This is a genomic window from Streptomyces sp. AA4 (assembly GCF_000158875.1).
GTDB lineage: Bacteria > Actinomycetota > Actinomycetes > Mycobacteriales > Pseudonocardiaceae > Amycolatopsis.
The window spans coordinates 279,566-306,331 of sequence record NZ_GG657748.1 but is presented as its reverse complement, the minus strand read 5'-3'; the positions used below and the strand labels follow the sequence as shown (position 1 = coordinate 306,331).

Annotated in this window: 26 protein-coding genes and 1 pseudogene; 9 read left to right on the top strand and 18 right to left on the bottom strand. The window is 71.3% G+C overall.

From position 1 onward, the window contains the following. The 6 genes and pseudogenes from SSMG_RS41775 to SSMG_RS41750 form a co-directional block, all read left to right on the top strand. Nucleotides 1–3,276, top strand: a pseudogene (locus tag SSMG_RS41775) (hypothetical protein); the annotation flags it as partial. Between the two features lie 111 nt (nucleotides 3,277–3,387). Then, the gene (locus tag SSMG_RS41770) at nucleotides 3,388–3,978 is read left to right on the top strand and encodes a hypothetical protein (protein ID WP_037719361.1); all 591 of its coding nucleotides are present in this window, start codon (nucleotides 3,388–3,390) and stop codon (nucleotides 3,976–3,978) included. Further along, nucleotides 3,975–5,030 (top strand): NlpC/P60 family protein, encoded by a 1,056-nt coding sequence (locus SSMG_RS41765; protein ID WP_009086530.1) that lies wholly within the window; start codon nucleotides 3,975–3,977, stop codon nucleotides 5,028–5,030. Before SSMG_RS41770 ends, SSMG_RS41765 begins: the two co-directional genes overlap by 4 nt. Before the next feature lie 79 nt (nucleotides 5,031–5,109). Next, nucleotides 5,110–5,832: a hypothetical protein gene (locus tag SSMG_RS41760; RefSeq protein ID WP_037719359.1), complete on the top strand. Its 723-nt coding sequence runs from the start codon at nucleotides 5,110–5,112 to the stop codon at nucleotides 5,830–5,832. A 243-nt stretch (nucleotides 5,833–6,075) separates the two neighbouring features. Continuing rightward, complete coding sequence (locus SSMG_RS41755) at nucleotides 6,076–7,290, top strand: hypothetical protein (RefSeq protein WP_037719357.1); 1,215 nt, start codon at nucleotides 6,076–6,078, stop codon at nucleotides 7,288–7,290. A 112-nt stretch (nucleotides 7,291–7,402) separates the two neighbouring features. Then, entirely contained in the window at nucleotides 7,403–7,945 is a 543-nt protein-coding gene (locus tag SSMG_RS41750; RefSeq protein ID WP_158688175.1) for a hypothetical protein, read from the top strand. A 166-nt stretch (nucleotides 7,946–8,111) separates the two neighbouring features. Here the strand turns inward: SSMG_RS41750 and SSMG_RS41745 are convergent, their stop codons facing one another. The 4 genes from SSMG_RS41745 to SSMG_RS45135 all read right to left on the bottom strand — a co-directional run bounded on the left by SSMG_RS41745 (nucleotide 8,112) and on the right by SSMG_RS45135 (nucleotide 13,079). Next, nucleotides 8,112–9,365, bottom strand: a complete 1,254-nt coding sequence (locus SSMG_RS41745) for a DnaB-like helicase N-terminal domain-containing protein (RefSeq protein ID WP_009086523.1) — start codon at nucleotides 9,363–9,365, stop codon at nucleotides 8,112–8,114. Continuing rightward, nucleotides 9,362–9,634, bottom strand: a complete 273-nt coding sequence (locus tag SSMG_RS41740; RefSeq protein WP_037719350.1) for a hypothetical protein — start codon at nucleotides 9,632–9,634, stop codon at nucleotides 9,362–9,364. Before SSMG_RS41740 ends, SSMG_RS41745 begins: the two co-directional genes overlap by 4 nt. Before the next feature lie 65 nt (nucleotides 9,635–9,699). Beyond that, entirely contained in the window at nucleotides 9,700–11,028 is a 1,329-nt protein-coding gene (locus SSMG_RS41735) for a DnaB-like helicase N-terminal domain-containing protein (protein WP_037719348.1), read from the bottom strand. Between the two features lie 404 nt (nucleotides 11,029–11,432). Continuing rightward, nucleotides 11,433–13,079: a hypothetical protein gene (locus SSMG_RS45135; protein WP_037719346.1), complete on the bottom strand. Its 1,647-nt coding sequence runs from the start codon at nucleotides 13,077–13,079 to the stop codon at nucleotides 11,433–11,435. Nucleotides 13,080–13,382: 303 nt separating this feature from the next. Here SSMG_RS45135 and SSMG_RS41725 point away from each other — a divergent pair, with 303 nt between their 5' ends. Both SSMG_RS41725 and SSMG_RS47500 read left to right on the top strand, forming a co-directional pair. Then, entirely contained in the window at nucleotides 13,383–14,018 is a 636-nt protein-coding gene (locus SSMG_RS41725) for a hypothetical protein (RefSeq protein ID WP_037719343.1), read from the top strand. 452 nt (nucleotides 14,019–14,470) lie between these two features. Then, nucleotides 14,471–14,596, top strand: coding sequence for a hypothetical protein (locus SSMG_RS47500; protein ID WP_255409898.1), 126 nt, complete (start codon nucleotides 14,471–14,473; stop codon nucleotides 14,594–14,596). Nucleotides 14,597–14,796: 200 nt separating this feature from the next. Here the strand turns inward: SSMG_RS47500 and SSMG_RS41720 are convergent, their stop codons facing one another. From SSMG_RS41720 to SSMG_RS41655, 14 genes are all read right to left on the bottom strand, one after another. Then, the gene (locus SSMG_RS41720) at nucleotides 14,797–16,413 is read right to left on the bottom strand and encodes a relaxase/mobilization nuclease domain-containing protein (protein WP_009086514.1); all 1,617 of its coding nucleotides are present in this window, start codon (nucleotides 16,411–16,413) and stop codon (nucleotides 14,797–14,799) included. 6 nt (nucleotides 16,414–16,419) lie between these two features. Then, nucleotides 16,420–16,872, bottom strand: coding sequence for a plasmid mobilization relaxosome protein MobC (mobC, locus tag SSMG_RS42885; protein WP_050788569.1), 453 nt, complete (start codon nucleotides 16,870–16,872; stop codon nucleotides 16,420–16,422). A gap of 495 nt (nucleotides 16,873–17,367) precedes the next feature. After that, entirely contained in the window at nucleotides 17,368–17,655 is a 288-nt protein-coding gene (locus SSMG_RS41710) for a hypothetical protein (protein ID WP_158688174.1), read from the bottom strand. Between the two features lie 494 nt (nucleotides 17,656–18,149). After that, complete coding sequence (locus SSMG_RS42880; RefSeq protein ID WP_050788568.1) at nucleotides 18,150–18,860, bottom strand: hypothetical protein; 711 nt, start codon at nucleotides 18,858–18,860, stop codon at nucleotides 18,150–18,152. Nucleotides 18,861–18,982: 122 nt separating this feature from the next. Beyond that, nucleotides 18,983–19,729, bottom strand: a complete 747-nt coding sequence (locus SSMG_RS41700) for a hypothetical protein (RefSeq protein WP_037719341.1) — start codon at nucleotides 19,727–19,729, stop codon at nucleotides 18,983–18,985. A 5-nt stretch (nucleotides 19,730–19,734) separates the two neighbouring features. Further along, nucleotides 19,735–19,998, bottom strand: a complete 264-nt coding sequence (locus SSMG_RS41695; protein ID WP_009086505.1) for a hypothetical protein — start codon at nucleotides 19,996–19,998, stop codon at nucleotides 19,735–19,737. Between the two features lie 489 nt (nucleotides 19,999–20,487). Next, on the bottom strand, nucleotides 20,488–21,360 hold the full coding sequence (locus SSMG_RS41690) for a hypothetical protein (protein WP_009086504.1): 873 nt from the start codon (nucleotides 21,358–21,360) through the stop codon (nucleotides 20,488–20,490). A gap of 125 nt (nucleotides 21,361–21,485) precedes the next feature. Continuing rightward, nucleotides 21,486–21,719, bottom strand: coding sequence for a hypothetical protein (locus tag SSMG_RS41685; RefSeq protein ID WP_009086502.1), 234 nt, complete (start codon nucleotides 21,717–21,719; stop codon nucleotides 21,486–21,488). Then, a complete protein-coding gene (locus SSMG_RS41680) occupies nucleotides 21,716–22,918 on the bottom strand; it encodes a hypothetical protein (protein WP_037719339.1) in 1,203 nt (400 codons plus the stop codon). Before SSMG_RS41680 ends, SSMG_RS41685 begins: the two co-directional genes overlap by 4 nt. 65 nt (nucleotides 22,919–22,983) lie before the next feature. Beyond that, nucleotides 22,984–23,616, bottom strand: coding sequence for a hypothetical protein (locus SSMG_RS41675; RefSeq protein WP_037719336.1), 633 nt, complete (start codon nucleotides 23,614–23,616; stop codon nucleotides 22,984–22,986). Between the two features lie 220 nt (nucleotides 23,617–23,836). Continuing rightward, nucleotides 23,837–24,253 (bottom strand): hypothetical protein, encoded by a 417-nt coding sequence (locus SSMG_RS41670; RefSeq protein WP_158688173.1) that lies wholly within the window; start codon nucleotides 24,251–24,253, stop codon nucleotides 23,837–23,839. 319 nt (nucleotides 24,254–24,572) lie between these two features. Beyond that, nucleotides 24,573–24,905 (bottom strand): hypothetical protein, encoded by a 333-nt coding sequence (locus SSMG_RS41665; RefSeq protein ID WP_009086497.1) that lies wholly within the window; start codon nucleotides 24,903–24,905, stop codon nucleotides 24,573–24,575. Between the two features lie 52 nt (nucleotides 24,906–24,957). Continuing rightward, nucleotides 24,958–25,836 carry a hypothetical protein gene (locus SSMG_RS41660; RefSeq protein ID WP_037719332.1) on the bottom strand — a complete coding sequence of 293 codons (879 nt, stop codon included), beginning with the start codon at nucleotides 25,834–25,836 and terminating at the stop codon, nucleotides 24,958–24,960. Further along, nucleotides 25,833–26,039 (bottom strand): hypothetical protein, encoded by a 207-nt coding sequence (locus tag SSMG_RS41655; protein WP_037719329.1) that lies wholly within the window; start codon nucleotides 26,037–26,039, stop codon nucleotides 25,833–25,835. Before SSMG_RS41655 ends, SSMG_RS41660 begins: the two co-directional genes overlap by 4 nt. Before the next feature lie 169 nt (nucleotides 26,040–26,208). Here SSMG_RS41655 and SSMG_RS41650 point away from each other — a divergent pair, with 169 nt between their 5' ends. Continuing rightward, the gene (locus tag SSMG_RS41650; RefSeq protein ID WP_009086493.1) at nucleotides 26,209–26,691 is read left to right on the top strand and encodes a hypothetical protein; all 483 of its coding nucleotides are present in this window, start codon (nucleotides 26,209–26,211) and stop codon (nucleotides 26,689–26,691) included. Nucleotides 26,692–26,766: the final 75 nt, after the last annotated feature.

Below are 26,766 nucleotides of genomic sequence, written 5' to 3'. Positions count from 1 at the left end.
TCCGCCGAAAGGGCAACGCCCGCGCCGACTTCGCCCGGCGAGGTCGCTCCCGAGGCCGCCGACGATGCGGAGCCCGCCGGCCTGCCGCGCGCGCCGTTGACCGCCGACGACATCGCGCTTGCGCTGGGCCGTCTGCACGGCACACGCCTGGCCGAGTTCCTGCGCGCCATGAGCAACGGCGCGAAGCTGCCGCTCGCCGACGCCCAGGAACGCCAGGTCACCCGCGCACAGGACGAACCGGACCCCGGCGCCGCCGAGCACGTCGCCGCGCAACGGCAGGGGCTGGAGGTCCGCGTCGACACCGCGACGGAACAACGCACCGGCCGACCGAGTTGGAAGGCGGTCCACGAGTGGCTCCGCGCGGGACTGCACCGCACGGACCTGCGGATGCTGAGCGAAGCCTCCGACGCCCGCGGGCAGTTCGCCGCCCGCGCCCGGAATTTCGCCGCAGCGGGGGAGGGCGTTCTCTACCGCACGGCGCTGGGCGAACTCGACGCCGTCGTCGAGCAGGCGACGGCGAGCATCGTCGCGCGCGCGCTGCGCGCCCACAAGTCCGGACAGGCCCCGAAACCCTGGAACGGCCGGGGCCGGGACCCCTTGCTGCGCAACGCGTCGGACAACGAGCTGAGCGAAGCCCAGCGAACCGGCCTCGCCAGGATCCGCGAACTCGCAGCCGTGATCCCCGCCGACCCGCACGGCCGCCCTGCGCCCCTCGCCGACACCGCCGAGGACGCCGCGGCGGCGGCTCAGGTTCCGGCCGCCGAATCCGCCGCACCGGCGACGAAGCCGCCCGCGTCGGCCGGACCGGCCGCTGCCGCTGCGACGCCTGCGCCTGCCGCGGTCGACCGCGCAGAGCCGACACCGCCCGCGGCGCCGACCGGCCCGGCCGAGGGCAACCCGCTCGACCTGCTCCGGTTCGACCCTGCCGGGCCGGGCGCAGCCAGGCAGCTCTCCGACCTCGCGATGCCCGAGCCCGTCAGGCTGCACGAACCCTCGCGGCTGGCCTACGTCGTCGCCGGCCGGCTCATCCAGAACCGCGGCGTCAACGTGCAGGCCCACGCGACCTGGCTGTCGAACGTCGCGGCCAGCCCGGCCGAAGCGGCCGAGGCGGCAGGGCAGATCCGGCATCTGGCGGCGCTGATCACCGCGACCGGCCTGCCCGACGACCTGCCGGGAGACAGCGGCCAGCATCTCGTCGACGCCCTCGTTCGCACCCGCGAGGCCCTGCTCGCACGGCTCGGGCTGCCGCTCGACCGGCAACCGCCGCCCGCGCACGGCCCGGACCCGGCGGCCGTCGCCAAGGAGACCGCCCCGCCGGAGAACCCGGAACCCACGGAAACCTCGGCGAGAGAAACGGCGGCGGTCCTGCCCGAACTGGATCTGGGCTGGGGCGAACTCGAGGGAATGGCCGAGGAAGCCGGATACACCGTCGTGCGGCAACGCCACCTCGCCGAACCGTCCACCGATCACGACCTGCGCGTCATCGCCATCCCGCACGAGTCCGACAAGGAACGCCAGCGAGAACAGCTCGGCGCCGAAATCGCGGCCCTGCTGCGCGAACCGCGACCCGTGCCGCCCGGGGCGACCGCGGCCCCGGCGGCGAAGTTCTATCCCTCGTCACCGGCTCCCGCTGCGCCGTCGACGACGGACGAGACCGCCGCACCGGCGGCGGACCACGTCGACACGGCGCTCCCCGCCGAGCGCGACGGAACTGCCCTCCACGATCAGGACACCGCCCCGGCGGCGAGCGAGGCGCAGGCTCCGCCCGCCGACGGCCGGGAAGCCGAACCGGCCGCGGCAGAAGCCGGGCCGGCTGCACCGCCGGAACCGGCCCCGCCCGGCGCGCCGCAGGACGCGCCCGGCGAACCCCCGGCCGACAGGGCGGCGGAAACCGCCGGGGACGCTGCCGACAGCACGCGCCCCGTCGCCGGGGACGCCTCGCCGACCGGCCCCGCCACGACGCGAGAGCCCGTCGCCGCAGCCGAGGAAGACCTCGCCGACTACGAGGAATACCTGGCCGAGAAGAATGGTGAGCACGACGCGGCGGCAGTGCTCGCCGCGAGCCCCGCGCCCGCAGAGCCCGCGCCGCCAGTCGCCGAACCCGGCCCCGCACCAGAGATCGCGGCTGCAGCGTCCGAACCCGGCGACGCCGCACCGGAACCGGCCGAGGAGGCAACCGGAGCTGCTCCCGTGGCGCCGTCGCGACAGGCCGCCGCGCCGCAGTCGGCTCCGGCGCCGCGGCGACCGCGCGAGCGGCGTGGCCGTAGTGCTGCGGCGAACTCCGGAGCCGGGCGCCCGCCGCAGGATCCCGTGCCGCACCAGCGCGCAGCCGATCCGGTCGGGCGGCAGTGGGCGGCGCTGGTGGACCAGGCCACCACGCTCGGATTCGCCGTGCGCAACGCCTACGACGGCGTCACCGCCGTGAACTGGGACGACAAGGTCGTCCACGTCGCGGTCGGCCAGCAGCCGGTCGAGCGGATCGTGGCCCTGGCGCTGAAAATCGGCGAGATCAGCGGCGCGGCGGCCGCGGTCCCCCGTGCCCGCCGGCCCGAGCAGAACGCCCCTGACGTCGCCGAGGACGCCCCGCTCCGGGTCGAGCCGCAGACGCACAGCGCCGACGACAGCGCACCGGTGCCGAGCAACGGCGCGGTGCAGTCGGCCCCCGCCGGGTCGGACAGCGATCCGCTCGACACGGAGCACCCGATGTTCAATCGGACGATGGCCGAACTCGGCTGGAGCGAGCCACCTCTGACGATTCCCGACACCTGGCCCAGCGGCCCGGTCCACCGCGAGCCCGCGGCCGCGGACCGCCGTCCGCTGTCCACAGCGGACTCGCGAGGCCCCGAAGACGAGGCGCAGCACGGACGTGTGGCTGTGCAGCAGCGGATCGCTGAAGCAGAGGCCGACCCGGTGCCGTCCGATCACCCGCTGTTCGACCGGCTGCTGGCCGAACTCGGCTGGAACGTCGAAATCCCCCCGCCGCCCGAACCGCAGGCGCCCGCTCCCGACCTCGCCGCAGAACACGGCCGCGCCGAGGGCGGCGCCGAGCCCGAACGACCGGAGCAGCAGCCCGCTGCGCCGCCCCCGCCGACCGCCGAGCCGCCGGAGCCGGACCGGCAGTGCGAAGCGGGCCACCAGAAACAGCGCCCGACGAGGCTCGGCGACAGCGCCGCGGCAGCCTCCGGAGCCCGCATGCCCGCCGCACGCGCCCGGGGCGGGGCGATGAGCCGCGCGTTCAGCGCCTTGGGCTTCGGCCGCCGGAACGGAAGGCGGTGAGCGCCGGGCCCGCAGTCTGATCCAGCCCGCGCGACACCGTCTGGGGAGGCGGTCCGCGCGGTGCAGCGACACCGAGGTCTCGATGGGGGTCGAGATCGCCATGGGGGAAACATGGGGGAACCACGCCCTGCTCAGGGCACATCACGACGACGCCTGCCGGTTCGCGCGCGAGCACTGCTGCTCCTGACCACGCCGGCGCTCGCGGCCGGCGCCTGCTCCGGCGCCGCGCCCGCACCGGAGCACGCCGCACTGCCCGCCACGACCGCGCCGGCCGCCGCGCAGCCGGCCGCGGCGGCGGAGGCCCGCCAGATCTGCGGACAGTTCGTCGCCGCGGCGCTCTCGGTCGACGCCGCAGCCGATTCCGGCCCCGGGGACGCGCGCAGACGCGCCGCCGACCGGTTCGGCATTCCCGGCCTGGCAGAACAGATCGGCGGCGAAGGCCGCGACAACGGATGGGGCCTGCTCGCCGCGCACCGGGCACGCGTGCGGGTCACTACCGAACCGGTCGACGACGACCCGCCGCCGGTCCGCGACGACGAAACGGGAGCCGGGGTCACCGCGTCCCGGGTCGCGGCCGGTGACGGCTGGACGCAAAACCTCGACCCCCTGGCCGCGTACTGCTCGCTGCGACGGGTCGCCGGCGCGTGGAAGGTCTCCGGGATCACGTTCTCCGACACCGGCGGACCCGGAGCCGGGGGATGAGCAAGAACACCACCGTCGCCGCCGTGGCGGCAGGCTCGCCGCTGATCGCGATCGTGCTGGTCATCGTGCTGCTCTTCGGCGGAGCCGGAGCCAACAACAGCGAGATCAAGAAAACCGGCGGCATCAGCCTGGACTTCAACCCCGACGCCGTCCCGCCCTGGGCCAGAGACCTCCTCGCCTCGGCGGCCACGACCTGCCCCGACATCACCGCACCGATCCTCGCGGCGCAGATCGAAACGGAAAGCAACTGGAACCCCAACGCGCACAACGCATCCGGCGCCGACGGACTGACCCAGTTCACCCCCGCCACGTGGGCCGCGTGGGGCGTCGACGGCGACGGCGACGGCCGCGCCGACCCGCGCAACCCGGCCGACGCGATCAAATCGCAAGCCGGATACATGTGCTACCTGGCCAATTTCCTCAAAAGCAACAACGGACTGAACGGCGGCGTGGTCGACCTGGCGCTGGCCGCCTACAACGCCGGACCCGGCAACGTCCTGAAATACAACGGGATCCCGCCGTTCGCCGAAACGCAGAACTACGTATCCAAGATCAACCGACTGGCCGCGTCGAAATACGGACGCCCCCGCGCCGACGGCGGAGGAGACGGCTCCGGCGGCGGCACCGCCGGAGCGGCCGGACCGGTCATCGACGCCGCCCGCTCCCAGATCGGCCTGCCCTACGCCTGGGGCGGCGGAAGCCTCAACGGGCCCAGCGGCGGCTCGTCGCCGGACGTCGGCGTCGTCGGGTTCGACTGCTCGGCTCTCGCGAGGTTCGCCTACTACCAAGGAACCAACGGCAAGATCACGCTGCCGCGCAGCTCGAAGGAGCAGTACCGGGCGACAAAGGGGCACACCGTGCCCGTCGACCAGCTGCAGCCCGGCGACCTGCTCTTCTGGGGCGGAACAGCCGAATCCATCCACCACGTCGCGCTCTACATCGGCGGCGGCAAGATGATCGAGGCGCCCGAATCCGGAAAAAAATTGCGCGAGACCCAGGCGCGCACCTCCGAACGCGACTACTTCGGCGCCACCCGCGTCCTGAACCCCTGAGGCTTCGGGACCGGCCAGCCGCGCCGTGCCCGCGCGACGTCAGCCGGGCCGGGCGACGAAGGGAAAGCGAGACTCGTCGATGCTCGATCCTTATCTGTACTTGAACATCGACGTGGGAGCGCCCGTCGACACGCGCGCCCTGCTGCGCGAGTGCAGGCGGCTGCTCGGCACCCCGGACGACGTGCCCCCGCTGATCTCACCGTCCGACGACCCTTCGACGCCCGGCAACGTCGTCGTCAGCAATCCCGCCTCCTGGAGCTTCCCCGCACGCCTGGAGATCGTGTACGGCATCGACGGACCCCTGCAAGAGGACACGGAAGCCGGGGGCGTCGGGCGCCTCGCGAGCAGCGGACCGCTTGCGGCACAAGTGTTCTTCGTTCCCGCTCCCGGCTGGCCCCACATCTCGCGGACAGCCGCGACCGAGCACGACCTGGGAGCGTGGCTGATCCGCGAGACGGGCCGGTGGCTGGACCGCCGCCAGCTGCCCTGGCAGTGGGGAGCCTGGGAATCCGGCGGCGACGGCGTGCGCGTCGACGCCGCCGGACCGGCGGACCTGGGGGCGTTGGGAAACGCCTCGGAAGGCGCGCTGTCCACTGAGGACATCGACGAGGTCAACCGGTGGCTCCCCGGATGGCGGCGCGTTTGGCCGGGCCCGCAGAAACCGGGGGAATCCCTGCTGCAGGGGTGGAAGGCGCCTCCGAGTGCCTCGGGCAAGGCGGGGACGTCTTCGCTCGCGCCTCCCGGCACCGCCGGAGCGCGGCACGGCCCCGCGAACCCTCCGAGCCCGGGACGCCGCCGATGACCTCCGCCGCCCGGGCCCTGCGACATCAGAACACCGTCCCGTTCCGACGCGAGGACGCGCCACAGGCACGGCAAAACACCATGCAGCGCAGGCGGCCGCGCGGAACAGAAGGCACGGGGCCGCTCCACTCGACAGCGTCGTCGATCGATCCGACGGCCCCGGCCCGACATCAGCTGCGCAGAACCGAACGACCCCGCACGCGCATCCCCGGCCTGACCGCTCCGCCTATTCAAGGAGGCCATGATGGAGCAACATCCTGCAGATTCGCCCGGCATGCAGATCGGCGGGCGCACCGAGACAATCCTCTGGCCGGAAGGCTGGTCTCCGGCAAAGGAGGGCGAATGGCTGTTCTACAACGGAGCGGAACACCCCGACGGCGAGATCGCGGTCGAGGTCTACAGGCGCTTCGATCACCCGCGCCGTCCGTCCGTTCCCGAATGGACCGCGTGGTTCACCTACGACACGGGAGAAAACACCGTTCAGCACAACCCCGTCACGATCACGGGCCCGGACGACGCGGACCACGAATTCTGGCCGGCCTCCATCGCTGACCTTCAAGAACTTCTCCGGCACGTCGGACGCTACGGCCACGCCCAACCGGCGCACGGCGGCTGGGCAGTCACGCCCGCGGTCACCGAGGCCGCGGCGCGCGCCGCCGCTTCCGAGGACAGCTTCCGGCACGTCGTGCTCCGAAACGGCGAGGACGACGCCTGGACGTTCGTCGCCACCGGCACGCCAGTGCCGCTCGCCGGGCAGCCGGGCCTTCGCCAGGCCGACCAGACACAGGAATTGGCAACGGCGGGGACGGAAAAGATGTGGCTGCTGTACGTGGCGAAGTACGACGTCGGGCCACAGCACTCCGAACTCGTGCCCGACACCATCCGGCTTCTGGAATCCTCCCGTGACGAGATCAGTTTCGAGCACCTCCAGGAAACACGTCAGCGGAGCGGACTCGGGCACGACGTGCACACCGTGGCGCTCGACGTTCCGGCCGGGGCGAGCCACAGCGACTTGGCCGAACATCTCACCCGCTATCTCACGGAGCAGCCGAAGTTCGATTTCTGGGACGAAGTCATCGGCGACGACATCGTCGTGGGCGGCGTCGTCTACGACGGCGATGTCTACGAGCTGGACGGGGAGGGCGGCGTGCGCGAACGAACCTCCGACGCAGACCCGGAATATCCCGATCCAATGGACGACCCGGAAAACGTCGAGCGGCTCGGAGCTTTGTTGAGCGCGCTCGACGCCCCGAACCGCGAGGGCCAGCCCGAAGCCTCGCGCGATTCCGGCGAGAATCCGAATGGCGACAGACCCGCAGCGGCCCCGGACCGGCAAGAATCGAACGCGCCGTCGCGCAAGGACGACGGGCCGGCCGCGTCCCGTTCGCGGCCGGCGGGGACCGCCGGGGCACGCCACGGATCCGCCGTCGCCCCGGGCCGCCGCACGCGTCACCGGTGAGAAGGGCGCAAGGGCAAGGCATTCGCGGCGCGCACCGCGATGCCGCGAGCCAGCCCCTCTGGCGGACGTCGACCACGGCGCCGGCGGCCTGCGCAGTGTCTATCATCGTCGCGTGGCTACCCCCTCTCCGTCCGCCGATCGCGCCAGGCGGGTGGAGCGCGCGCGTGCTCTGCGCAGCATGGCGGAATACCGAACGGGCTCGGCGGACCAGGCGCCGAGCCCGTTCGAGACCGAAATGGCGCGGAAAAGACTCGCCGCCTTTCTGGCGAAAAACGGGCTGGTCCACGCCGACCTCGATCAGAACGTCCGCGCGGCGGCGTGGCCCGGCCCGGATGGCGATCGGGACTGGACTGTGCCGAAGCCGCACGAACGGCGCGTCGTGCACCGCATGGAAGGGTTCACCTCGCCGGGCGGCCGGGCACGGGCCTGGTGCCGGTGCGGGTACGGAGCCAAACCCCGCGCCGACCGGGAGCAGGCGCTGAGCGCACTGCGCGCCGAGCACCCGAGCGACCCGCCAGTGTGCTGCCTGTGCGGGAGGGACTACACCGACAGCGGGTGGATGTCCATCCGCGACGGCTTGCAGGTGCTGGTCGACAATCGCGACGGCGAGTTCATGTGCTGCGACGACTTCACGAGCTGCACGGCTCGATTCTGAGCCGCCGGACAGTTCTCGGCCCGGACCGCGGGGCGATCGCCGGGGCAAGGCGGCGGCGCCCTTGCGCGGTCGCCTGCGGCGACGTGTGCTCCGGAGACGGTTCACAGGGCTGCCGAGGCGGGAGTTCAGCACCGGCGGCGGGCGAGCCGTGCGCTGCGCGCGGGCGTTACCGCCGGGCGCGTCCGCGCGAGGAGACGTCGGCTCCGGGAGCGGGATGGTTTCGGACTGCGGGCGGCCCGTCGAGAGTGCGCCTGATCACGGACTGTCCTTCCGGGACGGCGCCGGCGAGTCGCTCGGCGGTGGTGCGCAGAGCCGCCGAGACGGCGTCCACGGTCTGGCGGACCTCGTGCAGCGGTCGTTTGCGGTCCCGTGCCGCGGATTGCAAGGCATCGCTGGCCTGTTGTGCATGGTGGTGGAGCGCGGCCTGGACCACAATGGACACGGCGTTTTCGCTGGCCGGCGCGGACTTGCGGGCCAGGTCCATGAGCTCGTCGGGCGGAAGGCCCTGCCCGTGATCGTCGGCATGGACCTCGCCTTCCCAGGCCACGGTGACCGGGTCGACCGGTTCCGGCGGGGACGCTGCGGCGAGAGCGCGGATCGACCGCCAGGTGGCGGCGTGCGCGGGCGATCCGGTGAAGTCCTCCGGCGTGAACCGCGTGATCAGATCCGGCCGCTTGCCCGCCAGCACGTCGCCGATCAGCCGTTTCTCGGCTCGGTCGACCAGCAAAGCCGGCGGCGGGACGGTCGGGGCGAGCGAGGCAGGGTCCTCGGCGAGCGGGATGCCGGAACCGGGTCCGCGAATGCCGTTGCTCAAAGCTCGGTCGAGGTCCTGGATCGCGCGCAGGTCGCCGGAGATCCGGCCGCTGCCCGCGACCGACCGGGTCCGCACGGCCCACCGTTCGATTTGGCGGCGTGCGGAACTCTCCAGCACTCGCTCGGCGTAATGCGCGTGGTGCGGAGTCGTGCTCGGCGGCGCGGCCAGGTACAGCTCGGTCATCAAGCGGGACTGCCGTGCCGTGCCGGTGCCGGTCCTGTCGGCGAGGACGTCCCGCACCGCGAGGATGTTGCGGGTGACGGCGTTGCGTGTCGCCGGCGAGAAGTCGTTGCCGACCAAGGCTTTCTCGGACACCGACTGCAGCAGCCCCCGGCCGTGCAGATCCTGCATCGCCGAGTAGACCGCCCCCAGTTCGGGGTCCGCGAAATCGTGCGGCCGCAGCCATCCCTGCACGTCGGCCAGCCGCGCCGGACGGTGCAGCAGGGCTCCGAGCAGTGCCCGTTCGGCGAGCCGGGTCGCGCCGCCGGGTGGGGAGGCGACGGCGTCGCGACGGGCGCCGGTGGTGACGGGTGCCGGCGGCGGCGCGTGGCCGACGTCGGCCGGCGGGCCGGCGCGTCCGGCCACCCGAGGGGCCGGGACGGTCACCGGCCCTCGCGGGCGTCCGCGTCGGCGACGGCCTGGTCGGCCATCGCGAACCTGCCGCGGGGGTCTTCGACGTCGTCGAATATCGCGGCAAGGGAGTCCACGGCGGGGGTGTAGTCAGCTTTGCCGACTTCGCGCACGTACCAGCGATCTCGGAACTTGACCGCGTCGGGCACCACGCCTCCCAGCGACCGGGAGAATCGGCGCGCCTCCCCGGCGTCGACGTACGCCTGCATCTGCGCGGGCGCGATGTCGCTGAGCGGTTCCCCCATGACGAACTCCTTGGCTTTTTTCCCTGTGGTGGAAACGATCCCTGGCCGGGCGAAGCCGGAAGTGATCATCGCGCGACGCCCCGCTGGCCGAGCTGCTCAACCGCCTTCTGTCGGTGATGGCTCACGGTGTCGGCCCGTTTCGCCAGCTTGGACGTCTCTTTCTGCGCATAGTTGAGCAGGGACTGCGGGTCGATCGCCTGGTTCCGGGCCAGGGCCTGGACTGTGTTGCGCACTGTCTGCGACTGGCGTTTCAGGCTGGCGTCGAAGACCGTCCGCAACGACCTCTCGATCTTGGATTCGCTCTTGTTCGGGGCGGTGTTGAATATCCGGGTCAGCTCCGTGTCCGACAGCACCGGCAAGGACGGCTGGCCGGGGACGGGGCGCAGCTCCTCGAAGACCGACACGTAGTTGACCGAGTGCCCCTTCTCCTGGACCCGCTGGATCGCCGCCCAGGTGTTGGCGTGCTCGGAGGAGGAGAAGTCCTCCGGCGTGAGGCCGAGGTCCAGACCGGTGCCCGAGTGCAGGGCGAGGTGGATCAAGTGGCGTTCGGCCCGGCGGACCAGCGGCGCGCCCAGCGCCCGCAACCCCGACGGCTGATACGGCTGCGCCGCGAACTCCACGGCCCTGTCCAGGTCCTGGTAGGACTCGCCGGACGGTCCGGTGCGCTCGACCGCGCGGGCGAGTCGTTCGGCGAGCTTCTCCAACGAGGCTGTCACCGTGGTCAGATTGGACAGCATGTCCTCGGCCGTGCCCGTGCGGCGGCGGAAGAACGACGGCCGGATCAGCGGCGAGGGGCGGACCATCTGGACGCCTAGGCTCTCGACGTGCCGGCGGACCGAGTCCTCGAGGACCATGCGACCCAGGCGCATCTGCGCGCCTGGGTCGTAGACGCCGCGGTAGGACACGGTGTCCGCGGGCGCGGCGGCATTGACCTGCCCGACGACCGTGGCGAGGTTCGGGATCACGGCGTCGGTGAATCGCTGGTCGTGCAGAGCTTCGAGCAGCGCGACGTAGTTGTCCTTGGCCGCCTGCATGCGCTCCTCGTCGCCCTCGATAGCGTTCACCTCCTGAAGACCGTTGGTGTGGGCCAGGCCCCGGATCGTGGTGTATAGCGCCCGCAGGGACGATTCGGAGAAATCTCTGGGGCCGAGGAACTTCTCGATGTCGTCGATCGCGTTCGGCGTGTGGATCAGGCTGCCGAGCAGCGCATGCTGGGGCAGCAGGTTCGGGTTGTACGTGTAGCGCGTCGGCTTGTCCTCCTCCGCCTTCGCCTCGCCGGCGGCCTCGGGAGGCTTCGCTGCCGCGGCCGGTTCCGAAGCAGCTTCCGGCCGCGGGCCCTCACCGCCCGCCGCGGCGGCCTCGCGACGATCGAGCGCAGCCCTCAACGGCCCCACCGGCCGTTCCTCTGCCTTGGCGGGCTTTGCATCCCTCAAGCGCTCCCGCCGCGGCGGGCCCTCTGCCTTCGCCTCGCCGGCGGCCTCGGGAGGCTTCGCTGCCGCGGCCGGTTCCGAAGCAGCTTCCGGCCGCGGGCCCTCACCGCCCGCCGCGGCGGCCTCGCGACGATCGAGCGCAGCCCTCAGCCCCAACCGCTGCGGCGGCTCCTCCGCTGGTACGGGTTCCGACGGGGCGGCGTCAGCGCGATCGCGCCCGAGCAAGCGGTCGCTGATGCGACGGCCCGCGCCGTTGATCCGCTGTCTTTCGTCGACGTTTACGGTCGTGTTCTCAGCCACGGTCGACCCCCTGTCTTTGTGGCGTGGGACTGGCGGCGTGCTGCGCCCCGCGCAGCACGCTTGCTCGCTCAGCGCGTTCGCGGACGCGCGGGCGTGGTCGTGGCGGTGCGGTGCACGGTCGCCGGGCGTGCCGCCGCGGCCTTTCCGGCGGCGTTCTCGGCGTTGGCGGCGTTCTGCTCGTTGGCGGCGTTCGCCTGCCCGTCCGCGCGCTCGTCGATCGTCGGCGTGTCGGGGTCGTCGGGCGTCGCCCGGTCGGCTGCGGCGCGGCCCTCGTCCTTGTCCGCACGGCCGTGCCACGCCGCGGCCTCGGGGATGCCGTCGGGATACAGCTCGGCCGCCCGCTGCTGGATCCGTTCGTCGTCGGGGAACTTCTCCACGATCATCGCGTCGACCTCGGGATAGCTGTGCCCGAACATCGTCAGGGCGGAACGGCGGTCGATCGCCTTGTCCGGATCCCATTTCCTGACGGTTTCGGCGAGTTCGGCTGTCGTGTCCGCGTCGAGTTCTCGCGCGGCCATGACTTCGGCCGCCGTTTCCCCGGTCACCGCGGCGGCGACAGGGGATTCCCCGCGCCTGCGGGCTTCCGCGCGGGCGGCGGCTTTGCTGCGCGGGACCACCGACGGGAACTTCCGTTCGAGTTCGCGGTCTACGGTCTGGCCCCAGCGCGTGTACTCGGCTTTCGCCATGAACCGGTGCTCGGTGTTGTCCGGATCCAGGCCGCGCGCCCAGCGCAGCGCGTCCGCGGGGGAGCTGCCCGGCCCCGGCCGCGGCGGCGACGTGGCCACCACCTCGCCGTCGACGACCATGCCGCCGCCGGGCGGCGGTGCCCCCCGCCCTGGCTCCCGGTCCGTGCCGGGCGCGCGGACGGTGTCCTCGTAGCGCGGCAGCTCCCGGGCCTGGTTCAGCACGGAGTAGGCCGCCCGGGAGGGCCATTTGACCTCGCGCCAGCTGCTCAGCGCCCGCCCGATGATCATGGCCAGCCGGTCGGGGTCGGCGCCGACGCGGGAGACTTCCTCGTTGGCCAGGGCGTGCAGCTCCTGCCAGGCGGCGAAATCCGGGTGCATCGGGTCGCGCTCGTCGGTCAGCCGGGTCGCGAGCGTCCCGGGCACGTTGCGGTGCAGCGCCTCGGCCCAGGCGTCCTCGCCGAGCGCGAGCGGGCGGGCCCTGCCCCCCATCCTCGGCCCGGCGTTGGCGTTTGGTTCGGACCACTCGTATTCGTCGGAGAATTCGCCGGGGCGGTGCCCGGCGAGCTCGTGGATCCGCGTGAGGTCGGCCGGGGTCGGGTGATCCCGCAGCCACTTGGCCAGATCGGCGGCGTCCTCGGCGTCGCGGCACACGACGAACAGCGACGCGCTGGGCGCCCCGGAATTGGTGTAGGTGTGGGCCTCGACGCCCCAGCCGGTGCCCTCGTCGTCCATCTTCGCCCACCACACGGCAGACGGCTCGCCCTCGAACTGGGTGGCCAGGTCGGCGGGAACCCGGCGCGTCCAGGCTTCCTGCTCGTCGTCCCTCATCAGCCGCAACGGCGGCACCTGCCGGGCCAGGTGTTCCAGGTCGGACTGCTCGGCGTCGCTGCGAGCCATGCGGCCCGCGCGTTCGCGGCTGGCCGCCAGCCGCTGGCTGAGCAGCTGGCTGAACTGGTTGATCGCGAACGCCCACTGCTGAAAATCGTGGCCCGACGGCAACGGAATCGGCGTCAACAGCGGCTCGCTCATCCGGTGTTCCCCCTGTGGTGTCCGGCAGCCGAACCCGCCTCGTGTCTCCCCTCACGAGATGCGCGCGTTCCGCGACCGCGGTCTCTCCCATCCCCGGCCCACCGGCCGGCACCTCAGGTGTGCGACGAACACCGGGCGAACAGAATCCTCTTCCTGCCACGCCGGTTAGGACACAGAGTAACCATATTCCCTTGCACTCGGGAACCCTTACGCGAAACTGCAGGCAGAACGAGCCTTCAAGATCGACAGACAGCCCGCGAATCGTGGCTTACAGTAATCGGTTCCGGTAGCAGGGGGGACAGGATGGCCGACGACGAGTACTGGAGCCAGTGGTCTCCGGCGGCGCACGCCCGGCACGAACGGATCATGGACCGCATGAAGCGGGCGACCCACTGGCCGCCGCGGTACCGGCTCGCCGACGACGCTCCGGTGCCGAAGTGGCTGCGGGAGGCCACCGACGGCCTGCTGTGCCCGCCGGAGGCTCCGACCTTGCAGTTCGCCCGTGTCTGGGACCGAGTGGACTGGCCGACGCTGGTGGCCGAGCACGGCGACGACCTGGTCGTGGCCGGCACGGTGGGCGCGGGCGGCCCGCACTGGGCGGGCGTGCTGCGAGCCTGGCAGGTCCTCGAGGACGCCGGTCACGCGCCGGAACTCGACGTCGACCTCTCAGTCGATTTCGCCGGCACCGGCCTGGAATTGACCCACGGCGGGATCAGCACCGGCTCCAACACGTTGCCCGGCGACGAGGTCCTCAGCGCGATGACCGATGCGCTGCAGGTGGACTGCGAGATGGCCTGGCCGTCGAGCGGACTGCGCACCGAACGCCGCCGGGCGGACGGGATGCCGGTCCCGGCGGTGCCGATCCAGGCACGCCACAGCGACTGCATCACGACCTGGATCTGGGCGGGTCTGGGGCCGAACGACGTGCCGCCCCGCTGAACTGCGTTGACACCGGGCCGTGCGCGCGCTGGCGGCGCGTTCCCGCCAGGGTCGCGAGGCGATGTCCGGCCGCTTCCCGCTCCCCGCCCGGGGCGGCGCCGAACGCGCCGAACAGGGAGCCGAAACCACGGACGCGAGGGGGAACCGATGTAGAGCTACAACCGGTTCGGGGCGTACCAGCCCGGCGCGGACCTCGCGGCCGCGTTCGCGGCGGCCCGAGCCCAAACGCTGCGGCGGCTGCAGCACGAATACGGCACCGACGACACGGACTTCCACTACACCAACACGATCCTCGAAAAACACTGGGATCCGGACGACCGGCCCGCGCTCGTGACGACGCCGGATCAGCTGCCCCCGTACGACTACGACGATTGCGAGCTGGACTTCGGCGTCATGGTCGTGTTCAGCGAGAACCGGTTTCGCCGGAGGAATCGCGACGGATCGAACGCGAGGTGCTTGACGAGGGCGACAACCAGCTGCAGTCCAAATGGGGGCCGTGCGGGGCAGTCCCGGTCACCACGACCGGGCGCGACAGCGGCGCCCCGGACGGCTGGCGGTTCTTCGGCAACGCTCCCTGACATTCGTGCCAGGCAAGGCAGCGTGCCGATGTGCCCTCCGGACATGCGCGGTACTCCCGACCCGGTACCCGGTGCCGCCAGCGCAGATCCGCGCCCGTCGAATATGCGCGGCGGCCCGCCCGCCGCGGACAGGCGGTCAGTAGCCGAGCCCGGCACGTGCCGCTGTGCGCGCCGATCGGCAGCGCGAACTGCGGACTGGGCTAGCGCGGCGGCCGGGCGCCAGGGTGATGCCGACGGGCCGGCCGGGCAGGGCGGGCGGTTGTGCGGTCCAGGCGGTCGGCCAGGCGCGGCGACCTGGTCGCGGAGCGGGCCGCCGCGTTGTTCGCGGCGACGCGGTCCACCGGCAGCACGGCCGCGGTCCGCCGCGCGGCGGCGGCCTGGTGCGGCCGTCCCGCGTGCTGCTGCCATGCACGGATCTCCGCGACCAGCCCGGCCAGCGCCAGCACCAGCGCCGCGAGCGCGAACTTCTCCTGACCGCGGCCGCTGATGCTTCCTGCCGCCGCGATCCGGCGGGAGGCGCGGCGCAGCGCGCGGCCGGAGAGGCCGTGGTCGCGGGGGAGCACCCGTCCGGGGATTCTGGCGGCGCGGTCGAACCGGTCGAACGCCGCAGTGATCGGCCCGCGATCGCGGTACTCGGTCCCCAACGCCAACGCGCCGAGGACGTCGGCTGTCGCGTGCGTGATTCCGGCCGGGTCCTCGTCGCCGGAGCGGATCCGTTCCGCGGCTTCGTTCACGACCTCGGCGGCTTCTTCGAGCACGTCCAGGCGCGCGTCTGCGGTGGACCTGCCGTCTTCGGTGCGCTCGACCGGTTCCGCGGCCGGAGTACTCGCCCACCGTTGCATCAGTTTGGGCCAGGTCAGGTCCCTGCCCAGCTTCCCGCCCGAGAACGGTACCTGCTCGCCCTCGGCGGTGCGGTCGTCCGCGAGGACGTAGGAACATCCCCGGATCTCGCCGTCCGCCGCGTAGGAGGGACGCCAGACGACCTGGAATTCGCGCAGCCGCGCGAAAAAGTCCTCCGGGCCGCCGGCTGCAGCCGCGGCCTGTGCGACCAGCCGGCGCAGTTCGGTGCGCGCCGGTTCGGCGCGGCCGTGCCGGGCGGCCTTGCCGATCTCCTGACGCGTCGGCCGTCGCGTCGCCGTCCAGTCGGCTTCCGGGGTCGGGACAAGGCCGAGCTCGCGCTCGAGTTCGCGGCAGGCTTTGCGCAGGCGGTACCAGTCGTTTCGCGGATAGAACCGGCGCAGCGACCCGCCCTTGTCCGTCACCAAGGTCGCCATGAGGTGAATGTGGTCGTCGGCGTGCCGGACGGCGACCCAGCGGCAACCGGACTGGTGGATCCCGGTGGCCTCCATCAGGCGCTGCGCGATGCGTTGCCACTGCGCGTCAGTTAGCGTCGGATCGTCGGGGTGCAAGCGCACCGGGCAGTGCCACACGTACCCGGGCTTGAGCACGACGGCCTCGGCCTTCGGATCCCAGCGGTAGTACTTCACCCACTCCGGCGCGTGCGCCGGCGGCCGCTTCTTCCCTGACGTGCGCAGCCACTGCGTCCATTCCTCGGCGCCGGGAAGGTCGTCCGGCGAGGCCGCCGGGTTGTCGAGCGGCAGCCCGAACTCCTTCGGCAGCTCCGACATCGACCCGATCAGCGCCCGCAGATCGAAATCGAACTCGCCGGGACCCGCTTTCGGCGGCTGGTGCAGGCCGGGGGAGCCGTCCCAGGACGCGACGATGTGCGGGTTCCGGTGCTCTTCGTGCGCGCCCGGGCCCATCAAGTACGCGATCAGGCCCGCCGGTCGCCACCCGGACAGGGCTTTCCCGATCATCGGCCCCTACCTCAACGCGTGACGCAGCCCGGCGAGCAGGCCGCGGGCCTCGACCACCCGGAGCCGGACCCGCTCCAGGATCGCCAGGGCCTGTTCGCGCACGGTCTCGACCTCGTGGGTGGAGTTGGCGTGCTTGGCGACGTCATTGAGATTGCCGCCGATTTTGGCGAGCTGGTTGCTCAGGTCCGTGACCGCAAGGTAAAGCTTGCTCAGCACGCCGCGGTCCAGGACCACGCCGCTGACCCGCATTCGGGCCGCGTCCAGCGCGGCGAGCGACGCCCACGAGCCCGGCTTTCTCCCGTCCAGCGCGGCGGCCTGCTCGATGATCGACCACTCGACGTCGTTGTAGGCGAGCGAGGTGCGCGGCCGTCGCGGGCCGTCCTGCGAGTGTCCGCGCGTCCTCGCCGGTTCCGTCGCGACCTCTCCTGCGGCGGAGACGCCTGTTTCGTTGTGCTGCATGCGTTCGTTCCCCCATGCGGCCCGCCGGCCTGAGGCACCCCCTGCGCCTTTCCGCTGGTCCGCAAGGACCAGCGTGCCAGGTCGCGGCAGCGACCTGGGGAAAACCGTATAGGTTTTCCATATCTTGCTCTGCGGAACCGGCTGTGTCGTGACCATGCCCGCGAGACGGGTGTCCGGCTCTAAAAACCGCAACGACCAGAGTGCCGCCCCGACCTCGGCCCGACCGCCCTGGTTGCGGCCCCGCAACCGGCACAAGACGCGGGAATGCCCCCGCTGCGCTGTGGGGGCATTCTGTCGAACCGGCTCGTCGCGGGTGAGGGTGGGCGGCGCTGCTGGCCGACGCGCACCTCGAACGCGAAAAGACCCCGCGGTCAGGCGACCGCGGGGTCTGGCGCCGTGCGCGGCGTCGGGGCCGCTAGACGTGGAGCCACATCCGAATCGCCTCCTCGTCGATCGCGGCATCCTGGGTGTCGTTCTCGATGCTTCTCGTCATGCTCAGGCTGGGCAGGGCCCGGATGGCCCGAGAGCTGGTTCCAGCCGTCCGGCACTCTCCCGCGCACGGGCTCTCCGCACTTCTTCCTGCGCATGCGCCAGGACGGCGTCGATGTCGTCGAGCGTGCCGTGCAACCCGATGTAGGCGTCGGACCCGGCCCCGATCGTAAGGACGTACGGGTCGTCTACTGGCTCCCAGTTGGCCAGTTCCTCGTCTGCCTCCGCCGCTGTGAACAGTGTCGGCGGTTCGCTGGACAACAGGCCCTTCGCAGCCTCGGAAAATACACTCATGCCCATTCAGGTTCCTCCTCTTGGCGTTCGATCCCCGCCCGTTTTCCCGGGCGTCGCACATGCTTCCTGCATGATCAACTTTTATCACTCAATGCGTGCACGGAATACGAAAGTGCTGGCGTGATTGACATCGGATACAGATGGGAAACGCGGCCTGCCGCCGCGTCGCCCCTGAGGTCAGCTCCGATCGCTCGACGTCGCGGATGCCGGGGTTCCGCCCGGGGACGTCCCGGTCCGTGGCCCGTGCGAACAGAACGCAAAGGGCGCTGGCGGGCCCGCCCGCCCGGCGGGGAGGTGGCGGCCCGGGCGTTCTGCGACGTGGTGGTAGCCCGCTGCGTGGCTCGATCACCCGTGACGCTTGCGGACCCTGCTCGATGCGATGCGTCCTCGCCGCACTCCGCTGCCGGTGCCCCGCTTGGCGTCCTTGAGGAACTCGCGCACTGGCGGAAGCGCCGGGGCGATGGACGCCGACCCCCGCCACTTGATCACCGTGCTCAGGGCTCCGGAACGCCGATCGACGTGTCCTCGGTGGCACTCTTGACCCCGAACGGCGCGCGCACCTGACCCCGCGTCAGTCGCGTCAGGCCGCCGCGCGTCCAGGCTTCGGCGACGACGGCGTGGGCGACCGCAAGCGGGACTTTGCGGTACATCCCCAGGTGGCCGGGACCGGCGATGGGCGTGTGGAACACGCGGGGGTTCTTGAATCCCCAGTGGTAGGAGCCGGGCTCGCCCCAGGGTCGGCAGCAGCCTTCGTCGCGGTGGACGCCGACCAGGTCCATGACGCCGAGGTAGCCGGTCGGCGCGTTCCGGGGGACTGCCGGAACCCGCATCTCGGCGGCGATGTCGCGGTCGCGGTCGTCCCACTTCCGACCGGCGTGGATCACGACGGGACCGCGCCACGAGATCGCCCGGGTGCGGTTCTCGACTGGCTTTCCCCGCTCCAGCAGCGACGTCGCCCACGGTTGCCTCGTGGACATCACCCGCAGGCCGAACAGCTCCACAGTGGTGAACTGATATTCCTTCGGATCCTCGCCCTGGTAGCAGCAGGGGCAGCTTGCGGTGAGCCGGTAGCCGTGCGGGCACTCGGCCGCGTGTGCCGCGTCATGGCCGGCGCCGGAGATCCAGTACTGCGGGTGCGCGAATACGTCGCCGACGCTCGGCGGCGGCAGCTGATTGTGCGGACGGGACGCGGTCACGGCGTTCATCGGAGGGTCGATTCCTTTCTCTGGAGCCATCGTCAGCCCGGTCTCGATCCCGGGGACACCGCGCGAGGGCGGCGTTTCGGCTCAGGCGTCCGGTCGTCGCGGCGCACCGGAGGGACGGGGCGCTAGAACGCCAGCTGGTAACTGGTCGCCGACGCTTCTTCCAGCCCCCACGGGAGATTGGCGTCGCGGTACTTGTCGAAGGCCGTGCCGTCGATGCTGTCGACGACACCGAGGGAGAGCATGTAGCGGATCCGCTTGCGGGTGTTCACGCGTCCGCCGTGGATCAGCAGGCCCCGACGCTTGCCCTCGCGGCAGATCTCCGCCATCTCGGAAGAGAGCTTGTACTCGGTGCTGCCCGCCATGAACAGTCCGGCCAAATTAGGAAACTCAAAGGGAATTCCGGCGGCCTCGGCTCCATCCTGGACGCAGAAGGCGAGCGGCAGATGAGGGATCAACGGGGCCCAGTCGGCGAACTTGCGCAGCGTGGCGTGCGCGTCGAACGGGACATCCGGGACCGTCACCCACAACAGATTCGGATGCCAGTCCGGCAACGCCGTCGGACGCGTCTTCCCGATCGCGGCCCATGCTTGCGGCGGCATCGCGGCGAGCGGAGCGACCCTTTCCCACTGCCGCAGGACCCGCCCGTACAGGGCGAGTTCGATCCGGCCGATCATCCGGACGTACGCGGCATCATCCCATTTGCTGAAGGCTTCGTTGTCGACGGCGACTTTGAAACCGGCGTCGAGCGTCTCGCGCAACTGTCCGATGTGGCGGGGGCGGGCGAGCCTGCCCAGGTGCGTCGCGCCGGCGCGGTACTGCGCGCGGCACCGTTTCAGGGTGGGCAGCCCGCCGCCGTTGAGAATCAGCATTCGGCTCACCAAACCGTCGGCTTGTCTGAGGGAACGGGAAAGATGCCGAGGAGGAGCGCGCAGTGAGCCAGCAACAGGAGGAGCGCGTCCTTGGCCTCGTCTTCGGTGTCGAACGCCTTGTTGCTCAGCAGCTGTGTCAGGTCGTAGTCGAGATAGTCGAAGTCCTGCACGCAGATCGTGGTTGGACGGCCGTCGGGGCCGCGATAGAGGCGGTAGTGCACGTCGTCGCGGTACCGGTGTCGTTCGGAATCGGGGTCGTAGCCCAGCATCGGACGGTGTTCTTTCTCAGAAAACGGGTTCGGAGGTACGCGGGCGCCGGTGCCACCTCGGTGCCGCGGCGGCGAGCCGGGACACCGCAAGCGGGGAGCCGCCGGGGCGGAGACGAGCGCGCGATTAGTGCAGGGGCTGGCTCGCGCGGCGAGGCGCTGTCTGCACGGGTTGCGCGGAGGCTGGCCGCACTACCCGGCGGCAAGCGACGGCGCGGGATTTCCTGCGCCTTCCAGGGAATCTGGGGCGTGCTAGCCGACACGCCGATCCTATACCCCAGTGGGGTATCTAGAGGGCTGGGCGGCGCGCGCGTCGAAACGGTGTGCGTTTTTGGCCCGGTCGGGACGGAACGCCAGTCCCGGCGGCTTCTCCCCGGGGAGTCTTGGCGGCCCGACGGCGGGCGGATCGGGTCCGCGCGGTGCGACGGAAAAGGGCCGGGCCGCCCCGGTGAAAGGGGCGGCCCGGCCCGGGACCGACGGGGGTGTGCGCGGCTAGTCGAGGGTCACGAGCCTGCGGCACCTCTCCAGCGCGTGGACCTGGCCGGAGGCGATCACCCCGAGCCGGCACCAGTACTCGAACCTGGTCAGCGGGGCGCGGGGGCCGATCCGGCACGTGCACCAGGCGCGGTGGTTGACGGGAAGTTCGTCGCTGGCGAGGACGTAGTAGGGATGGCGGGCGTGCCACTGCACGCCGTTGGCGTAGAGTCCGTCCACAGTGGTCTTCCGCTGGGCCGAGACGCGGATGGCGTCGAGTTTCGCGGCGATCTCGTCCTGGGCGAGGGTTTGCGGAACGAGGAGCGGCTTCCACTCTCGGCCGTTGTAGATCTGCCAGTCGCCGCCGAACGCGCGGCGGGTGCGGGGGCTTTCGTCGAGGATTTTGGCCCGGAGCTCCCGGTCTTCGCGCATGATCGCGATCCGGTGGAGTTCGGCCACGTCGCCGCGAATGCCCCCACCGCCGGGGAATTCGGTGAATTCGCGCACGAGCGTGGTGTTGTTGCGCCGCATGGCATCGACCGTTTGGGCGGTGTTCTGCTCGTACAGCACGGCGTCGAGCAGCCTCTCTTCGAGGCCGAGCGGCTTGCCGTCCCCGAGGCACTGCTCGACGTAGCGTGCCATGTCCCGCCTGCTGAACCGCTCGTGGTCGCTGGGCACGAACATGGCGGCCCCGCCGGTTCCTTCGGCGCACACCCAACCGATGTGGCCGAGCTCGGGATGATGAAGTTCGACGGCGAAATCGCTGTCCCGAGCGTCCTGGGAACTGGCGCAGAGGCGGTAGGCCAGGGTGGTCGGAGCGTCGATGCCGGAGTGCGGCCAGTGGACCAGCTGCGCTGGTTCGGCAGGGTCGTGCGCGGTCGTGTTCGTCACGAGGATCTCCTTCGGATGCGTTCAATCTGTCGCCGGTCGCAGGGCGTCACTCCCGTGGCCGGCGCGGTCCTGTCCCTGTTGTGTGTTGCGTGCCAGCCGGGACGGGGCTGGAGGCCAGTTCGGCGTCAGTCGCGATGCTGTCGCCCGGCGCGGTGGTCCGCGCGGATCGAGAGGACGACGAGGGCGAACGTGAGCGCGCTGACGACGGTGAGGATGGCGACCAGGGTTTTCAGGCTGTCCGGGTCGCGCGTGATGAACAGAGCGCCCGTCACGAGGCTTTGCAGGGGAACGAACACGGCGTTGGCGACCAGGTACCGGCTTCGGGCTCGCTCCGGCGAGCGGCGGGTCCGGCGGGTCACCGGGCAGCCTCGGCGGTGTCGTGCCCGGCCAGCTCGCCTGGCCACAGCGGCAGCTGGCAACGGCGGCATCCTCCGTCGCTGCTGCTCGGAAGATCGTGTTCCGTGAGGTCGATGCAGCCCATGGCCAACGCCTCCGCCAGCGTCGCGGGCCTGCATTCCGCACAGGATCCCCACGTTTTGGCGACGGGTCCGGTGAGGACGGTGTCGCAGCAGAGGTCGTTGCCCCGGCAGAGGATTCCCGCTTCGCGGAGCGCGACGCTGACGTCGATCAGTTGCCGCTCCCGCACGAGGGTGTTGGCTTGGTCGATCAACCCCAGCATTTCCGGTGTCCGGGCGACACGGATCCATTGGTCCTCGGTCAGCACGGTCCCTGGCGGGAGTTCGTCGAGCACGACCGGCGACTGGGCGGTCACGGTGGTGAGGGGCACCCCGTGCCGTCGCCCCAGTTCTCGGATGAGGTATGCGACGTCCTGGTGGCCGATGGTGTCGCCGTCGTAGAGGCGGGCGGTGTCGAGGTGTGCGCGCAGGTCCAGGTGGGCGCGGCCGAGAGCATGCACCTGCCGTTCCTCGTGGTGGCGGCTGTCGAGGTCGTCGAGTTCTTCGAGGATCTCGTCGGCGTACTCGCGGACGTGGTCGGAGAGTCCGTCCAGCTCGCCGAGGATCGAGCGCCGGAGGATGGAGATGACGTCTTCGTCCGCCCGGTCGGCGAGGACGGCGTGGGCGGCGATGGTGTGGGAGTGATCGAGTTCGCGGGCGAGTCCGAGAAGCGCGCGCGCCCACCATTCGGCGTCCTGCTCGGTCAGGAGGCGCGGCGTGCGGGGCGCGGGAAAATCGAGAAACCCGGTGAACGGCGCGACGTAGCGCAGCACGAGGTCGCCGGTCTCCGGCGACCAGCGCGAGGCGGTGGCTGTGCGCACGGTGGGCGCGAGCGACTCGATCCAGATCTCCGCCGGAGCGGTGATGCCGCGAAGCCGGTGGACGCATGCGAGCAGTTGCGCCGCCGCGGCGCGGGCGCTGGCCGCGGTGAACACGACCGGCCAGCCGCCGGGGTGGGCAGGCCGTGCCCTCACGCTGATTTTCTGGCCTCGCAGCAGGGCGGTCCGGCCGACGGCTCGCAGGATTCCGTTGGGGGCGAATTCGTAGTCGGCCGTGTCGGGCCGGGGCGGCAGTGCCACGCGGGCGGGGTGTGCGAACGACATTGCTGGTTGCTCCTTGGCAGAACAGTGGTTGACGGGAGAAGGAAGCGGGCACGGGCCCCGGGGGGTCAGAGCCCGCAGCGGTGGGTCCGGGCGTCCGGGCGGCAGTAGAGGCCGTCGCACCCGTGCGGGCAGATGTCCGGGCCCGGGCCGCCGTGGGCGATGCGCACCAGCTGCTCGGCGGTCGACTCGGCGGCCAGCCGCGCGCGCCAGCGCAGGTCCCGGTCGCCGTCCGCGACGTGGTCGAGCAGCGCCCGTTTCTCCGCGTCGGTGTAGTCGGCGAGTTCCCGGTCGGACGCGAGCGCCGCGAGGGCGGTGACGGTGTAGGCGGGCAGCGGGACAGCGGCCGCGTCGGCGGGGACGGACAGGTCGGCCTCGGCCCATTCCCACGGGTGGGAGATGCGGTACAGGCCGTGCCCGTCGGGGCGGATCTGCTCGGGCTGGTAGCCCGCGTCGTGCTCGTATCCGGTTTCGACGAGCCGGAGCACGTCGTCGTGCCACTCGGCCCGGCGCAGGGTGTTGCTGCCGTGCAGCCACGTGGCGTTCAAGCGGATGGCGATCCATTCGGCGACCGCTCGCCGGAACCCGGGGGCGCTGTCGGGGCCTGCGGTCTCGGCGGGGAACAACGGGGCACCGCCCGACTGGACGAGCGTTTCGTCCGGACGGACGCGAATGGGGATTTTTTCAGGCGCGCTGGCCATCGGTCACACCTTTCAGGAGGGGTGAATGAGATGCGATGCGCGGCGGGAATTCCAGGATTTCCCTCCCGGATATCGGCCGCTGATGAAACCCTACAGCGGCAATTTCCCGCCGAGAACGGTATTGCCGTCGCGGATCGAAATTGTGCGCATTTCCGGGGATCCGCGCTGCAAAAAGAAATTTCGGCGCCCCGTCTGCCGGGGCGCCGGGCGGGTGGGAGAGCTACGCCTGCTGCCGGAAGACCGAGCCGGCGAACGGGCCGGTCTGCCCGTCCTTGACCAGGTAGGCAGGGACCGACACGGTCAGGGTGGTTCGCTCGTCGGGGAAGGACTCCTGCGTGCTGGAGGCGGTGAACAGCCTGTTCACGATGTACTGGTAGGTGTGGGTGGCCTCCGCCGTCACCACGGCGGAATCCGGGCCGACGTTGACGACGTAGCCCGGGGTCGGCACGTCCGGGTCGGGATTCCAGGCGAAGCCGCGGCGGGTCAGCCTCACCGGGTAGCGACCGGCATCGATCATGAAGGTGTCGTAGTTGCAGGCGGTTTGCATTCGCCGCGTGTACTCGACGGGTTCGGGGACGTCCAGCACGTAGGTGGTCGAGGCGAAGCGCGCGACCATCTCTGCAAGAGTGGATGCCATCGTCATTCTCCTTTGTCGTCTGGGGCCGCCGGGCGACCCCGATGTCTTTGCCTTGCCGGAAGCGACCTCGTCGCGCGGATCGCGCTGACCGGGAACGCGGAAAGGCGGACACTGCCGCCGGTGCTATTCGATTCCCGAAACGGTCCGGGAAGCCGGTCCAGGAATCGCCGTTGATGAAACCCTACCGCGATTTTTGCAGGCGAGGGCGTTCCGGATGCCGCCAATCGGATTCGTGCGCATTTCCGGGCGCCGGAGCGTAAAGAAAGGCCCGGTACCACTTCGCAAAGGGGTACCGGGCCTTCCTGCGCGTCCTCGGCCGCTACTTCACGGAGTGCCAGGGGCAGTCCTCGTGCTCGGCCTGGAAGCGCGCCCGGTCTTCGTCGGAGGCGGCGAACACGAGGGCGTTGCACGGGCCGCACATCTCGGCCGTTTTCCCTTCTGCGGTCAGAAGGGCGCGGATCTCGTCGCGTCGCTGCGAGCTGGACATGAGGAATTCGCCCTCGGCGCTGTCCGGCGCGCAACGGCACCGTTCGCCGCACTCGCCGAACGCGAACGGGTCGTGGTCGAGCGGCAGGGGAGAGGTGACGTCGAACAAGGGTACGTAGTCGGCCAGCCGCGTCGGTGCGGTCGCGTCTTCGTCGGCGGTGGTCATGCTCGGGGTTCTCCTCGGTCTTCCCGGGGCGGGGTCGGCTTGTGTCGGCGGTTCAGGCACGGCGGGCGGCTGCGGTGAACCCGTCGGCGAGCGTCGGTGCCGTCGCGGTGAGCGCCACGCGCCATGCGGCGGCGACTTCCGTCCAGAGCTGGTCCAGGATGCTTTCGAGGCGGGGAACGTCGGTCTCCGCCAGCGGCAGGTCCTGGACGTCGTCGATCAGTTCGGTGCCGGTGCCGCCGACGCGGACGGGTTCGCCGGGCGCGGTCGTGATCAACCAGAGCTCGTAGCCGGGGTAGTACGGGTCACGATCGCTGCGGAGGATCAGGCGCAGTCCGGCGGCGGTCGTGAGGTCTATTTCCGGCGACGTCACGGCGCGCTGGGCGATGAATGCTCGGCCGCTGTCGGTGGCCGGGCGGATGGCGTTGATGGTGCCGTGCTCGCGAAAGCCGCGCAGGACGCGGAGGTCAGCTTCGACGGCGGCGGCCGGAAGGGAGATTATCGTCGGCGGGCCGCTCAGGACGATCGGCTCGAACACGCTCGGCTCCCCGTCGCCCTCGTCGGATTCGTCGTCGGCGTGGGCCTGGCGCGCCGTTGGCCCGCCGGGGTAGTCCAGCAGTTCGGCGCATCGGTCGCGGTCTCCGATCAGCCACGCCCGGAGGTAGTCGCCGACCAGGTCCCGGGGCAGCAGGGCGCGATTGCGGTCGGCCGCGATTGCCTCGCCGTTCCAGAAGCCGACTTTGCGGAGGTTGCTGGAGCCGAGCTGCGCGGCGATGTCGAGCGAGTGCTCGATGCCGTGCCGCAGGGCGCCGCGGGCGGCCTGGCTGTCGATGATCTGCGCGCGGGTGCCGACAGCGACCGGGGCGCCGTCGTTGCCGGACCAGACGGCGTAGAGGTCGACGCCGCGCTCGGCGGCGAGGATGTACTCGCTCATCGCAGGCCCACCCGGGTGATGCGCAGGCAGCGCTCGGCGACCGCGCGCCCCTCCAAGGCGCGGACCCGTGACGGCGCGGTCAAAGCGGCCCGCCGCGTCGTGGGGACGGTGTAACCGAGCGAGGCCATGGCGTCGAGCCATGTCGTGAAGAGGCGTTCCGGCGACCCGCCTGGTTCGCCGCAGAACATGTAAGTGGGTTCCATGATTCGGTGCTCGCTTTCAGGTACTGGATTCCGGTTCAATCTGTGCCGGTGACCCGGGGCGTCACCCCCGGCCCCGACGCCAATAACTATACCGGCCGTGGCGGCGTTGGCGCAGTTCAGCACGGGTTGTCCGGTGAATCCGTGAGCGTTTCGGCCTACCATCGGGCGCATGGGGGACAAACAACAGCAGCAACGCGTCGAAGCCATGGCGGACAAGGCCCTGGAGCCGCGAAAGAAAGCATTGATAGAACTGGCGCACGCCGCCGACGCGGCCCGCGACCACGAGTCTATCGAGGCGAAGGCGGACAAGGACATCGCGAACATTCGCGCGCGGGCGGAAAGACGAGTCGAGGCCATCCTGGCCAAGGCCGACGAACAAGTCGAACGGGTTCGCCAGCGGACACGCGAGGAGACGGATGAGCGCGCGAACTCCTGGCGCAGGGCTTACCGCGCCGCGAGAGACGTCGGCTGGACGGCGACGGAGCTGCGGGCAGCCGAGCAGCCTCCGCCGCCGCGCGCGGCGGCACGCAAGCGGCCCGCGCCGACGCCGCGGGCCGGCGCCGCGTCCGCCGCCGCCTTGGACGCGGCTGCCGCGGGGGACCGGCCGCCGCCCGGAACCGAATCAGCGGATCCGCTGCCGCGCTCGGCGTGAACGCGGCAGCGGACGACGGCCTGGCCTCCGGGCCGGATCTGCTCGGCATTGCCGCCGCACACAGGAAAAACGGGG